The sequence below is a fragment of the Cupriavidus sp. 22TCCZM04-2 genome (assembly GCF_057798895.1).
Genome location: NZ_JBYOJS010000011.1, coordinates 17,653 through 30,257, shown reverse-complemented (window position 1 = coordinate 30,257; position 12,605 = coordinate 17,653). Strand labels below are relative to the sequence as shown.

The following is a 12,605-nucleotide window of genomic DNA, read 5'->3' as shown; positions in this document are numbered from 1 at the left end:
CCGCCCCATGCAAGCCGATATCAAATGCAAGATTTCCGCCCCCGAAGCCATCGCGCCGCGTGGCAGCGCGCTGGAATGGACGCAGCGGCTGGTGGCGTACGACACCACCAGCCGCCATTCCAACCTGGGACTGATCGAATCCGTGCGGGACCACTTCCTCGCGAAAGGACTGCGGCCCCACCTGAGCTACAACACCCAGCGCGACAAGGCCAACCTGTTTGTCACGGTGCCCGCCGCCAGCGGCGAAACCAACGGCGGCATCGTGCTGTCCGGCCACACCGACGTGGTGCCGGTGGACGGCCAGAACTGGTCCACCGATCCGTTCAAGCCCGTGGTGCGCGACGGCAAGCTCTATGGCCGGGGCACCTGCGACATGAAGGGCTTCATCGGCACCAGTCTCGCGCTGCTGCCTACGCTGCTCGACGCGAAGCTGCGCCAGCCCGTGCATTACGCGCTGTCGTTCGACGAAGAGATCGGCTGCATGGGTGCGCCCTACCTGCTCGCCGAATTGCGCGAGCGCGGCGTGCGGCCGGCCGGCTGCATCGTGGGCGAGCCCACCAGCATGCGCGTGATCGTCGCGCACAAGGGCATCCATGCCTACCGCTGCTGCGTCAGGGGCCAGGCCGCGCACTCGTCGCTCACGCCGCGCGGCGTCAATGCGATCGAGTACGCCGCACGGCTGATCTGCTTCATCCGCGACATCTGACCTCGTCATCAGCAAGATCGCCGCCGCGCCATCGCTGGATGTGGCCGAGCAGGAAGCCATTACGCAACTCGTGCGCGCGCTCACCGGAGATCGCGAGACCAGCAAGGTGGCCTACGGCACCGAGGCGGGATTGTTCCAGCGCGCGGGGATTCCGGCGGTGGTGTGCGGGCCCGGCGATATCCAGCAGGCGCACAAGCCGGACGAGTTTGTCTCGCTGGAACAGATGGCGGCGTGCGAGGCATTCCTCCATAAGGTCGTTGACAGCTTGCGGGTGGGCTGAAGAAGCCCTCGACTGTTATGTGGACGAGCCGGCGCTTGTGAATGGCGTGCGCTCATTGTCCAACCCGATGGCAGCCTACATGACCATGGCACAGTGCCGGCTCTCTTCGGGCCGCGGGCGGGAACCTGATCAGCGATTACAATGTCGCCTTTGCCGTCCCGCCCTCCGGCGCGCCGCCCTGATCCGCCTGCTGCTGTCATGCCCCTGATTCTCCAGAGTACCCGCCCGCTCGCTTCCGACGACCTGACCGCCATCCGCGCCTTCGCGCGCGCCTCCGAGCCCGTGCTGCGCAGCGAAACCGTGGCGGCTGCCGAAGATTGCGCCCCGCTTACCCCGGCGCTGCGCGACACGCTGGACGACTACTGCGGTCCGCGCGCAATCGACTGGGCCGTCGTGCAGGCCGGCCCCCGCCTGTCGGACTTCCGCCTGGTGGCCATGGACATGGACTCCACGCTGATCACGATCGAGTGCATCGACGAGATCGCCGATTTCTGCGGGCTGAAGGCCGAGGTTTCCGCCATCACCGAAGCCGCCATGCGCGGCGAGATCACCGACTTCAACGAAAGCCTGCGCCGCCGCGTCGCCCTGCTCAAGGGGCTGGACGCCAGCGTACTGGACCGCGTCTACGAAGAGCGCCTGCGCCTGTCGCCGGGCGCCGAGCGCATGCTGCAGACCGTCCAGGCGCTGGGCCTGCGCACGCTGCTGGTGTCGGGTGGCTTTGTCCACTTTACCGAGAAGCTCAGGGCACGCCTGAAGCTCGACGTGACGCGCGCCAACACGCTGGAAATCGTCGATGGCAAGCTCACGGGCAACGTGGTCGGCGAAATCGTCAATGCCGACGTCAAGGCGCGCACCGTGCAGGAAGTGTGCGCGCAGATCGGCGCCACGCCAGACCAGGCCATCGTCATGGGCGACGGCTCCAACGACCTCAAGATGATGGCCGTGGCTGGCCTCTCGGTGGCTTTCCGCGCCAAGCCCATCGTGCGCGCCCAGGCAAGCGTTGCCTTCAATCACGTCGGTCTGGACGGCCTCCTGGCGCTGTTCCCGCACTGAATCCACTCTGCACTGGCGGCGCCTTCGGCGACCGCCAGTCGCTTCCGGCTTTACTTCCCCTGCCACAGCTTTATCGCGCCGGCGTGCGTCGATGCCCCTCTCCGCCCAGCGCAATTCGCCGTTACAAATACTAATCATTCTCATTTATACTTGCATTTTCCTTTTGCGATTTAGCCTATGGAAGCCTGCGCGGTCCTGCTTGGACTCCTCGCGGCCGCCTGCCTTTACCTGGCGGCGCCCAACCAGGTCTTGCTGCACTCGCCGCAGAACGGCCGCGGCTGGCGGCAGGTGCCCCGGTTGTGTGGCTGGCTTGGGCTGGGGTTGACGGTCCTGAGCACCTGGCTGTGGAGTCAGGCCCAGGGCTGGCCCGTAGCTGTCGCCGCGAACCTGGCGATCGTTCCGACGGGCCTGTCCCTCTGGCCCTTTATCGGCGCGTATATGAACGCGAGGCGGCCGGCGGCCGAAGGGCGAGCATGAGCGGCATGGGCACGAAATGGCTGGCCGGCACCGTACTGGGGCTGCCGCTGTCGGTCGCGCTGTGCACGCTGGCCATCCTGAGGCTGCCCGGCGGCTGGGAAAGCGGTGTGGTTGCTGCAGTCGTGACATGCCTGCCGCTGTGGGTCGCCATCCTTTGCTGCAGCCTGCTGTTCCGCTCCAGCCGCGCCGCATGGCTGTGGCTGGGGGGCGCGAACCTGCTGTGCTTCGGGCTGCTGTGGGGATTGCGCCTGCTGCAGGTGGCACCCTCGGCCGCCCTCGCCTCGTTGTCGGCTTCCTGAGGTCCGCCCATGAAGCCCATCACACTCCGGCTGTACCAGACACTTCACACTTGGGTCGGCCTCATGGCTGGCTGGGCGCTGTTCATCGCCTTCTTTGCCGGCGCCGTGACGGTGTTCCACCACGAACTTCACGTCTGGCAGTCTCCGGACCGGCTCAAGGGCAACACGCAGGCAGAGACAGCCGCCGATCCCGCCGCCGTGGACCACTTCATGCAGAAGCTGGTCGCGCTCTATCCTGAAGCCGCCGCCAGCGCCTACGTCTACATGCCAGCAGCGGGCGAGCCGCATATCAGCGCGTATTGGCAGGACAAGGCGGGAGCGTGGCAGATGACCACCGACGAACGCCTGGCCGGCGACCGCGCCATGCAGCAGGACACCTCGCGCGACCAGGTGATCGGCGAGTTGTCTTCGTTCCTGAACAGCCTGCACTACTCGCTCGGCATTCCGGAAGTCGGCATCTATTTCATGGGCGCGATTTCGGTGCTGTACGGACTGGCGCTGGTTTCCGGCGTGCTCCTGCACCTGCCTCGGCTGAAGAAAGACCTGTTTGCCGTGCGGCCGGGGCGCAACCTCACGCGCTTCTGGATGGATGCGCACAACGTGATCGGCCTGTTCAGCCTGCCGTTTCACCTGATGATTGCCATCACCGGGGCGCTATTCTGCCTGTCTCTGGTCCTGTTCATGGTCTTCAACACACTGACTTTCGACGGCAAGCTGTTCCCCGTGGTCCCGCGAGTGACCACCGCCGTGCCTGAAGTCACGGCCGCCGGCCGTCCAGCGCCCACGCTGCCGGCGTCAGAGCTGATCCGCATTGCACGGGAAGCGGCGGACGAGCGATTTACCGCCGAGTCCTTCCGCTACCAGCGCTACGGCGACGCCAATGCCGTCGTGGAAGTGCGTGGCAGCAGCACCCGCGCGCTGGGCAACCTGGGCTCCGTTGGCATCCATGCGGCCGCCGGCGAAGCCGATACCGGCACGCTGATCGCGAACCAGACCGCCGGCGGCCGAGATGGCAACCATGGCCTCTACAGCGCGCTGTTCGCCCTCCATTTCGGCACCTATGGCGAACTGCCGCTACGGATCGGGTACGTGCTGGCGGGGCTGGCGGGCGCGTTCCTGTTTTACTCTGGCAACCTGCTGTGGATCGAATCGCGCCGCAAGAGCCGCCAGGCGGAGCAGCCGCGTGTGCACCGGCTGCTCGCGCAAGCCACGGTGGGTGTCTGCATCGGGTGCTGCATCGGCGTGGCCCTGTGCTTTCCGGCGGCGCTGCTCTGGCCCGGCCGCTCAGTCAGCTATGCATACTTCCCGGTCTTCCTTGCCGCCTGCGCATGGGCGCTGCTGCGCCCTCCCGTACGGGCGGCGATCGAGTTGCTGTATACGGCAGCGCTTGCCGCGCTGACCATCCCGCTCGCCAACGCCATCCTGACTGGCGACCACCTGCTGCGCTCGATACCGAGCGGACACTGGATCATCGCCGGCTTCGATATCGGCGCGCTGGCGCTGGCGGCCGGATTTGTGGCGCTGGCACGCGCGACGCAGCGGCGTGCGCACAACGGTCCTGCAGAGTCGGTCTGGGCCGCGCGCCGCCCACGGCGTGCCACACACGGTGCGCGCGAGGGCGACGTCGAACTATCGCTTTAATGTGGTTCGCACAGCATGCAAAACGGACGCCGCGGCGTCCGTTTCTTCTTGTGCGCACTGGCCGCCATTCAGGCGCCCGCGTGCCCTACACTAGCTTTGAGTGACAAACCCGGAAGCGGAGCCCCCTCATCATGCAAAGCGCCTTTCATCGTTTTTCCGAGCTGTTCGCCCAGTTGGGATTACCGAGCGATCCGCCCAGCATTGCCGAGTTCATCGAGACGCACGGGAAGCTGCCTGGCAACGTTGAACTGGCCGACGCGCCGTTCTGGACCCCAGCGCAGGCCGCCATGCTGCGCAACGAGATCGCGGACGATGCCGACTGGGCCGAAGTGGTCGACCGGCTCGACGTGGCACTGCGCGCGAGCTAGCTGGTCGGCACCGGTCAGCCGCCGAGTTGCTGCTCCAGCGCCTGGCGCAGGTCCGCGATGAGGTCACGCGTGTCTTCAAGGCCGATATAGAGGCGCACCAGTTCACCGGCATGCTGCCACCCCGCCGGCGGCCAGCTTCCCGCGGGGCGCATGGTCGGCACGTGGTAAGGCACGGCCAGGCTGTGCGCGCCGCCCCACGACCAGCCGATCGCGAACAGCCGCAGCGCTTCGACGAAGGCATCAACCTGCTCGCGCGTGTACTTGTCGTGCAGGATGATCGCGAACAGGCCGCTGGCACCGCTGAAATCGCGCCGCCAATTGGCGTGGCCCGGGCAGTCCGGCAGCGCGGGATGCAGCACGCGCACGACCTCAGGCCGCTGGTGCAGCCACTCGGCCACCTCGCGTGCGCCACGGTCGTGCGCGGCCAGCCGCACCGGCAGGCTCGGCAGCGAACGCAGTACCAGATGACAGTCGTCGGCGGAAACGCCCCAGCCCATCAGCATGCGCGTGCGCTTCAGACGGGCTTGCAAGTCCTCGTCCCGCGTCAGCACGGCGCCCATCAGGACGTCGCTGCCGCCGGACTGGTACTTGGTCAGAGCCTGCACGGAGATATCGATCCCCATGTCGAACGGCCGGAAGTAGAGGCCGGCTGACCACGTATTGTCGATGGCCGTCAGCACGCCGCGGGCCTTGGCCGCGGCGACGATCGCCTGGCTGTCCGGGACCTCCATGGTCACCGAGCCCGGCGACTCCATCCAGATCAGCCGCGTATTGGGCCGGATCAGGCTGGCGATGCCGCTGCCGATCATCGGGTCGTAGTAGCGCACCGCCACCCCGAAATCGCGGGCCAGCCATTCGCCGTGATCGCGGTTCGGACCGTAGACGTTGTCTGGCACCAGCACGTCATCGCCGCTCTTGAGCAGCGCGAAGTAGACCAGCGAGATCGCGGCCAGCCCGGACGGCAGCAGCAGCGTATGGCTGGCGCCTTCGAGCAAGGCCAGATGCTGGCACAGCGCTTCGCTGGTAGGCGTGGCATGCAGGCCGTAGCGCCAGTACGTGGTACTGCGGTCGCCGTATGAGCGAAGCTCGGCCAGGTTCTGGAAGACCACGGTCGAACCGCGGTGCGTGGCGGGAGAAAACGAATCGAACCCCGGTGCGATATCCAGTTCGGGCTGGACCGCAACAGTCTGGATGAAATGGGAGGCAGGGCTCGACGCGGGCTTGTCGGAAGTAGGATCGGACACGGCGGATTCCTTGATGGCTGACATGCGGCACCGCATTGCACGGTGGGCATGAAACGGACGTGACAACCGTTCGAGCTTACCAGCAAATGCCGGTAGCGCCACCGGGAAGCCGGACTCAGCGACCCTGGACCGTCGATTTGGGCGGCGCAGGCGCGTAGGTGACTGCGCTACCGGGTGTCATGTCAGAAGGGGGAATCACCAGCACGCTTCCGAACGGGCGGATGAAGAAGGGAAGCACAACAGCCGGGTTGAAGGCATCGGTCCAGATGCCGCGCACGGCGCCGCTCGCGTCGATGGTGCCTTCCCAGTTGCCGGAGACACGCGTGCCGTCGTCGGACTCTTCCATCAGGAAGCTGCTGTCCTCCCACTCGCCAGCCAGTAGGCGCACGCCGGGCACGCCGTTGGTGGTGTATTCGCCGCGCAGGCTGTCGCGCTCGTCCGGCTTGGGACCGATGCGCAGGCGCACCGGCTTGTCGCCGACCTTGCCGACGTAGACGGGCAGCCTGGCGTATTCCGGGCGCGGCGCGAGCGGTGCCATCGCTGCGCCGGCGGAAAGCGCCGCGCCACGGCGCGCCTCGCCTTCGCGGATGGCCTGGCTCAGGCCCAGGTCCCCTGCACTGGCTTGCGGGCCGCTCGACAACACCCTGTCATCCGCGGCCCGCGCCAGCCCCGCCCCCGCAAGCGCCAGCGCGCCAGCCAGGCCGGCCAGCGAAAGGCGCCGAAACATGAGGCGATGCGGCATCGGCAAGACTCAGACGCGCTCGAAGATCGCGGCAATACCCTGGCCGCCGCCGATGCACATCGTCACCAGTGCATAGCGGCCTTGCACGCGCTGCAGCTCGTACAGTGCCTTGACCGTGATCAGTGCGCCGGTGGCGCCGATCGGGTGGCCGAGCGAAATGCCGGAGCCGTTCGGATTGACCTTGGCCGGGTCCAGGCCCAGCGCCTTGGTCACCGCGCAGGCTTGCGCGGCAAACGCTTCGTTGGCTTCGATCACGTCCAGGTCGGACACCGACAGGCCGGCGCGCTCCAGCGCGATCTTCGTGGCCGGCACGGGGCCGATGCCCATGGTCTTCGGATCCACGCCGGCGTGGCCGTAGGACACCAGGCGGGCCAGCGGCTTCAGGCCGCGGCGCTCGGCCTCGGCACGCTCCATCAGCACCACCGCGGCGGCGGCATCGTTCAGGCCCGAGGCGTTGCCCGCGGTCACCGTGCCGTTTTCCTTGACGAAGACCGGCTTGAGCTTGGTCATGTCGTCGATGGTGGCGTCATGGCGCACGTGCTCGTCCGTGTCGAAGCTCACTTCGCCCTTGCGGCTCTTGAGCGTCACCGGAACGATCTGGTCCTTGAAATAGCCGGCCTTGATGGCGGCCGAGGCGCGGCGGTGCGACTCCAGCGCGGCCTCGTCCTGCTGGCTGCGGCTGATGTCGTATTCCTTGGCCACGTTTTCCGCCGTGACACCCATGTGGATGCGATGGAACGGGTCGTGCAGCGCGCCCAGCATCATGTCGACCATGGTGGCATCGCCCATGCGCGAGCCCCAGCGGGCGGCAGGCGCCAGGTACGGCGCGCGGCTCATGCTTTCGGCACCGCCACCGATGGCGATGTCGGCATCGCCGAGCAGGATGGTCTGCGCGGCGCTGACAATCGCCTGCAGGCCCGAGCCGCACAGGCGGTTCACGGTCAGCGCGGGCGCATTGGTCGTTACGCCGCCGTTGACGGCCGCCACACGGCCCAGGTACATGTCGCGCGGCTCGGTCTGAATCACATTGCCGAACACGACGTGGCCAACATCATCGCCGGACACTTTGGCGCGCGAAAGCGCTTCACGCACCACGAGCGCACCCATATCGACCGGTGCCATGTCCTTCAGGCTGCCGCCAAACGTCCCGATTGCCGTACGTACGCCACTTACCACTACGACTTCACGCGTCATGTCTCGTCTCCATGAGGTTATGTTGCGGTGCACAGTATAGCGGCATCGCGGGGAAATCGAACGAACGTACTTTTACTTAAAGGTATGAGCAGTAAACGCCGCTTTATTGGGCTTCACCCCACAGGTCGTGTCCATCGGCGCCCGTGATCGTCACCTGGACGAAGTCGCCGGCCCGATAGCGCTGCGATGCCTTCTCCGGCGGCGCGATATAGACCAGGCCGTCGATCTCCGGGGCGTCGGCAGAAGAGCGGCCGATGCCGCCCTCCTGGTTCACTTCGTCCACCAGCACGCGCAGGGTCTGGCCGACCTTGCGCTGCAGCCGGCGTGCCGAGACTTCCTCGGCGACTTCCATAAAGCGGGCGCGGCGTTCCTCGCGCACTTCGTCGGGCAGCGCGCCAGGCAGGTCATTGGCGGTCGCGCCCTCCACCGGCGAATAGGCGAAGCAGCCCACGCGGTCCAGTTCGGCCTCGGCGATGAAATCCAGCAGCGTCTGGAACTCGGCCTCGGTCTCGCCCGGGAAGCCGGCGATAAAGGTGCTGCGGATGGTCAGGTCCGGGCACACCTCGCGCCAGGCGCGGATGCGGTCCAGGGTTTTCTCGGCGTTGGCCGGGCGCTTCATGCGCTTGAGCACATCCGGATGGGCGTGCTGCAGCGGCACGTCGAGGTACGGCAGCACGTGGCCACCGTTCATCAGCGGGATGATCTCGTCGACGTGCGGGTACGGATAAACGTAGTGCAGGCGCACCCAGGCATCGTACTTGGCCGCCAGCTCGCCCAGTGCGGCCACCAGTTCGGTCATCCGCGTCTTGAGCGGGCGGCCATCCCAGAAGCCGGTACGGTATTTCACGTCCACGCCGTAGGCGCTCGTGTCCTGCGAGATCACCAGCAGTTCCTTGACGCCGGACTTGAACAGGTTCTCGGCTTCCAGCATGACCTCGGCCACCGGGCGCGACACGAGATCGCCGCGCATCGACGGGATGATGCAGAACGAGCAGCGGTGGTTGCAGCCCTCAGAAATCTTCAGGTAGGCGTAGTGCTTCGGCGTGAGCTTGATGCCTGCAGCCGGCACCAGGTCCTTGAACGGGTCATGCGGCTTGGGCAGGTGCGTGTGCACCGCCTGCATGACCTCGCCCAGCGCATGCGGACCGGTCACGGCCAGCACCTTCGGATGGACCGACGACACAATGTCTTGCCCCGCCGCATCCTTCTTGGCCCCCAGGCAGCCGGTCACGATGACCTTGCCATTCTCGTTCAGCGCCTCGCCGATGGCGTCCAGGCTTTCCTGCACGGCTTCGTCGATAAAGCCGCAGGTGTTGACCACGACCAGGTCGGCGCCGTCATAGGAGCCACTGATCGCGTAACCCTCGGCGCGCAGTTGGGTGATGATCTGCTCCGAGTCGACCAAAGCCTTGGGACAGCCAAGCGAAACGAAACCCACGCGCGGACTTTGGTCTTTCTGGGTCATTGATTCTGAAGGATTTTTCACGGGGAATGCGAATAGAGGACAGGCGGGGCGCAGTATATCGGGTAATCTCGACCGAAGCCGGACACGACCGCAAGGCGCCGTACGGAACCTTGTATTTTAACCGTTCGCGAGGTTTACCCGGCGTCTCAGACCAGACATGGCCTGGCGGCCGAACCATCGCCTGATTCTGGGATTTGTCCGGACGTGACGTCCGGAAAACTTTGCAGCACTTGCGCGATGTGCGCCGAGTCATGGATCCGGCGGATCGCCGCGTGCAGCGCCGCGGCCTGGGGCCAGGTCCGCTTGAGATAGCTCAGCCACAACTTCACCCGGCCATGCTCGTTGCCGGCGTCGATCCGGTCGTGCAGTTTCCGCAGATACGCTGCAATCTGATGCTGCACCAGCGGCCACTCCTCGTCGGACGGCGTGCTATCCATGAGCCCCCTGATACGCAGGGCCAGGAATGGGTCCGATACCGCGCCGCGCCCGATCATCACATCGGCGCAACCGCTGACCGCGCGGCAACGCTCCCAATCGGCCACGGACCAGACTTCGCCGTTGGCAATGACCGGAATGTCGATGGTGTCGGCGATGCGGGCGATCCATTCCCAGTGCGCCGGCGGCCGGTAGCCGTGGTCGCGCGTCCGGGCATGCACCACCAGCGACGCGGCCCCACCCTCTGCCAGCGCTGTGGCGCAATCAAGCGCCAATGCGGTATCCGAGACGCCAAGCCGCATCTTGGCAGTCACCCGGATATGTGGCGGGACCGCCTCGCGCACCGCGGAAACGATGCGATGCAGCTGCTCGGGATGCGCCAGCAGCATCGCACCGCCACCGTGCCGGTTGACGACTTTTGCCGGGCAACCGAAGTTCAGGTCAACACCATGGGGAGACATGGTCGCGGCATGGGCCGCATTACGCGCCATCCATGCGGGATCGCTACCAAGCAGCTGGATCACCATCGGCGTGCCAGCCGTGGTGCATCCGCCCTGCAGGATTTCCGGGGTGTCGCGCTCGTAGACACGCCCGGGGAGCAGCGATCCCGTCACCCGGACGAACTCGGAGACGCACCCGTCATAGCCGCCCAGTCCGGTCAGGACATCGCGCAGCACATAATCGGCGAGCCCCTCCATCGGGGCAAGGAAAAGCCGGCTCATGGGCCAGGCCGGAGCCAGCAGGGATACGCCGGATTCAAGCGGCGTCACTTCGGAACGGTGGAAGCTGGAAGACATCGGGATATCGCGCTGCAAGGCGAATCCGCAAAATGAGCCGCCAGTTCAGGAGGGGAGCATTTTACCTGTTTGGGCACCGCCCCGCAGAACATCCGGAACAGCGCCAGGAGGCAAGGCAGCGAACCGGGCTGCCCGCCGCCGGTACTTCCTACTTCTTTTCGGGCTGATTGAACGGGAACGTCCCGAACATATTCTTCGCCTGGCTCTGCATCTGCTCCTGCATCTGCACGAACAGGTTCTTGCTCTGCTCGATGTAGTTGCTCATCATGCCCTGCATCATCGGTCCCTGCATGTTCATGAACTGGGACCACATGTCGGGGCTGAAGGCCTCGCCGGAATAGAGGCCCTTGGAGTTCTCGGCCAGCTTGTTCTGGATGTCGATGAAGGCCTGGATGTTCTTTTCCAGGTAGGTCCCCATCATGCCCTGCATGGCGTGGCCATAGAAGCGGATGATCTGCGACAGCATGGCGCTGGAGAACATCGGCACGCCACCGGTTTCTTCTTCCAGGATGATCTGCAGCAGGATGCTGCGCGTCAGCTCGTCACCGGACTTGGCGTCCACGACCTTGAAGTCCTCTGACTCCATGACGAGCTGCTTCACGTCGGCCAGGGTGATGTAGGTGCTGGTCTGAGTGTCGTAGAGCCTGCGATTGGGATATTTCTTGATCAGTCGCTCTGCGCCTTTTTTGCTCGTGGCCATCGGTGCTCTGTCCTCTTGTCGTCGCTGATGGGCGCTGCTGCACCGCATGCGGTGCAGTGCGCAAACCGGGAGTGCCGGGCCATCGGGAAGATCGTGAAAAGTTTCTATGTGCGCACTCGCGGATTCGTCGCGGATTCGTCGCGGGTCATCGCGAATTCAGCCGCCAGTGGCTCGTTGCCTTCGCCCCCGCGAAGGCCGCACGTTGCACGACATTGGTGCCAGCCGTGCTGCTGCCTTGATTCTATGCCCAACAAAGCACTAAGAAAAGCCGGGTAGCTTAAGGAAAACCCGCACGCACAAAGGAATTGCGGGCCCCGAAGGGCCCGCAATTCGTGTTTGACAACGCCTTGTGCGCTGCGCTGGCTGCACCGCAAAAACGGTGCGTTCGCGCAGTATGCAGAGCGCGATCAGCCCATATGCAAACCGCCGTTCAGCGAGAAGTCGGCGCCCGTCGAGAAGCCCGATTCCTCCGACGACAGCCACGCACAGATGGACGCGATTTCCGACGGCTCGCCCAGGCGCTTGACCGGGATGGTGCCGACGATCTTGTCCAGCACGTCCTGGCGGATCGACTTGACCATGTCGGTAGCGATATAGCCCGGCGAAACGGTATTCACCGTCACGCCCTTGGTCGCGACTTCCTGCGCCAGCGCCATGGTGAAGCCGTGCAGGCCAGCCTTGGCAGTGGAATAGTTGGTCTGGCCGAACTGACCCTTCTGCCCGTTCACCGACGAGATATTGACGATGCGACCAAAACCGCGGTCGACCATGCCGTCGATGACCTGCTTGGTCACGTTGAACAGCGACGTCAGGTTGGTGTCGATCACCGCGTCCCAGTCGGCACGGGTCATCTTGCGGAATACCACGTCACGGGTGATACCCGCGTTGTTGATCAGCACATCGACCTCGCCGACTTCGGCCTTCACCTTGTCGAAAGCAGCCTTGGTCGAATCCCAGTCGGCCACGTTGCCTTCGGAGGCAACGAAGTCGAAGCCGAGCGCCTTCTGCTGTTCGAGCCACCGTTCGCGACGCGGTGAATTGGGGCCGCAACCGGCCACCACGCGGAAGCCGTCCTTGGCGAGACGTTGGCAGATAGCGGTCCCGATGCCGCCCATACCGCCGGTCACATATGCAATGCGCTGAGTCATGTCCACTCCTTGATTGGCTCTTCGTTATCTTCGCCCTGGCCGCGCGAACCGCCGCG

The 12,605-nt window shown here is 65.4% G+C and carries 11 protein-coding genes and 1 pseudogene; 5 read left to right on the top strand and 7 right to left on the bottom strand.

Annotated elements, in window-relative coordinates:
* Positions 1–7 precede the first annotated feature (7 nt).
* The 5 genes and pseudogenes from AC3FKG_RS17100 to AC3FKG_RS17080 all read left to right on the top strand — a co-directional run bounded on the left by AC3FKG_RS17100 (position 8) and on the right by AC3FKG_RS17080 (position 4,824).
* Positions 8–986 (top strand): annotated as a pseudogene (locus AC3FKG_RS17100) (M20/M25/M40 family metallo-hydrolase).
* Positions 987–1,184: 198 nt separating this feature from the next.
* The gene (gene serB, locus AC3FKG_RS17095) at positions 1,185–2,039 is read left to right on the top strand and encodes a phosphoserine phosphatase SerB (protein WP_483711215.1); all 855 of its coding nucleotides are present in this window, start codon (positions 1,185–1,187) and stop codon (positions 2,037–2,039) included.
* A gap of 482 nt (positions 2,040–2,521) precedes the next feature.
* Complete coding sequence (locus AC3FKG_RS17090) at positions 2,522–2,815, top strand: hypothetical protein (RefSeq protein WP_488743755.1); 294 nt, start codon at positions 2,522–2,524, stop codon at positions 2,813–2,815.
* A gap of 9 nt (positions 2,816–2,824) precedes the next feature.
* Complete coding sequence (locus AC3FKG_RS17085) at positions 2,825–4,456, top strand: PepSY-associated TM helix domain-containing protein (protein ID WP_488743628.1); 1,632 nt, start codon at positions 2,825–2,827, stop codon at positions 4,454–4,456.
* A 131-nt stretch (positions 4,457–4,587) separates the two neighbouring features.
* Complete coding sequence (locus AC3FKG_RS17080; RefSeq protein ID WP_483711212.1) at positions 4,588–4,824, top strand: DUF2789 domain-containing protein; 237 nt, start codon at positions 4,588–4,590, stop codon at positions 4,822–4,824.
* A 14-nt stretch (positions 4,825–4,838) separates the two neighbouring features.
* On the opposite strand, the gene AC3FKG_RS17075 is transcribed toward AC3FKG_RS17080, so the two are convergent.
* From AC3FKG_RS17075 to AC3FKG_RS17045, 7 genes are all read right to left on the bottom strand, one after another.
* Positions 4,839–6,068 carry a cystathionine beta-lyase gene (locus AC3FKG_RS17075; protein ID WP_488743627.1) on the bottom strand — a complete coding sequence of 410 codons (1,230 nt, stop codon included), beginning with the start codon at positions 6,066–6,068 and terminating at the stop codon, positions 4,839–4,841.
* Positions 6,069–6,183: 115 nt separating this feature from the next.
* A complete protein-coding gene (locus tag AC3FKG_RS17070) occupies positions 6,184–6,795 on the bottom strand; it encodes a hypothetical protein (RefSeq protein WP_488743626.1) in 612 nt (203 codons plus the stop codon).
* 24 nt (positions 6,796–6,819) lie between these two features.
* Entirely contained in the window at positions 6,820–8,004 is a 1,185-nt protein-coding gene (gene bktB, locus AC3FKG_RS17065) for a beta-ketothiolase BktB (RefSeq protein WP_483711209.1), read from the bottom strand.
* Between the two features lie 103 nt (positions 8,005–8,107).
* Entirely contained in the window at positions 8,108–9,469 is a 1,362-nt protein-coding gene (gene rimO / locus AC3FKG_RS17060) for a 30S ribosomal protein S12 methylthiotransferase RimO (RefSeq protein ID WP_488743625.1), read from the bottom strand.
* Between the two features lie 146 nt (positions 9,470–9,615).
* Positions 9,616–10,626: a tRNA dihydrouridine synthase gene (locus AC3FKG_RS17055; RefSeq protein WP_483711207.1), complete on the bottom strand. Its 1,011-nt coding sequence runs from the start codon at positions 10,624–10,626 to the stop codon at positions 9,616–9,618.
* Positions 10,627–10,849: 223 nt separating this feature from the next.
* Positions 10,850–11,401 carry a polyhydroxyalkanoate synthesis repressor PhaR gene (gene phaR / locus AC3FKG_RS17050; RefSeq protein ID WP_483711206.1) on the bottom strand — a complete coding sequence of 184 codons (552 nt, stop codon included), beginning with the start codon at positions 11,399–11,401 and terminating at the stop codon, positions 10,850–10,852.
* A gap of 407 nt (positions 11,402–11,808) precedes the next feature.
* Positions 11,809–12,549 (bottom strand): 3-ketoacyl-ACP reductase, encoded by a 741-nt coding sequence (locus AC3FKG_RS17045; RefSeq protein ID WP_483711205.1) that lies wholly within the window; start codon positions 12,547–12,549, stop codon positions 11,809–11,811.
* Between the last annotated feature and the right edge of the window lie 56 nt (positions 12,550–12,605).

Excerpts from the sequence above, each read along its gene's own strand:
- serB (WP_483711215.1), top strand. The coding sequence starts at position 1,185 with ATGCCCCTGATTCTCCAGAGTACCCGCCCGCTCGCTTCCGACGACCTG.
- AC3FKG_RS17090 (WP_488743755.1), top strand. The coding sequence starts at position 2,522 with ATGGGCACGAAATGGCTGGCCGGCACCGTACTGGGGCTGCCGCTGTCG.
- AC3FKG_RS17085 (WP_488743628.1), top strand. The coding sequence starts at position 2,825 with ATGAAGCCCATCACACTCCGGCTGTACCAGACACTTCACACTTGGGTC.
- AC3FKG_RS17080 (WP_483711212.1), top strand. The coding sequence starts at position 4,588 with ATGCAAAGCGCCTTTCATCGTTTTTCCGAGCTGTTCGCCCAGTTGGGA.
- AC3FKG_RS17070 (WP_488743626.1), bottom strand. The coding sequence starts at position 6,795 with ATGTTTCGGCGCCTTTCGCTGGCCGGCCTGGCTGGCGCGCTGGCGCTT.
- bktB (WP_483711209.1), bottom strand. The coding sequence starts at position 8,004 with ATGACGCGTGAAGTCGTAGTGGTAAGTGGCGTACGTACGGCAATCGGG.
- rimO (WP_488743625.1), bottom strand. The coding sequence starts at position 9,469 with ATGACCCAGAAAGACCAAAGTCCGCGCGTGGGTTTCGTTTCGCTTGGC.
- AC3FKG_RS17055 (WP_483711207.1), bottom strand. The coding sequence starts at position 10,626 with ATGAGCCGGCTTTTCCTTGCCCCGATGGAGGGGCTCGCCGATTATGTG.
- phaR (WP_483711206.1), bottom strand. The coding sequence starts at position 11,401 with ATGGCCACGAGCAAAAAAGGCGCAGAGCGACTGATCAAGAAATATCCC.
- AC3FKG_RS17045 (WP_483711205.1), bottom strand. The coding sequence starts at position 12,549 with ATGACTCAGCGCATTGCATATGTGACCGGCGGTATGGGCGGCATCGGG.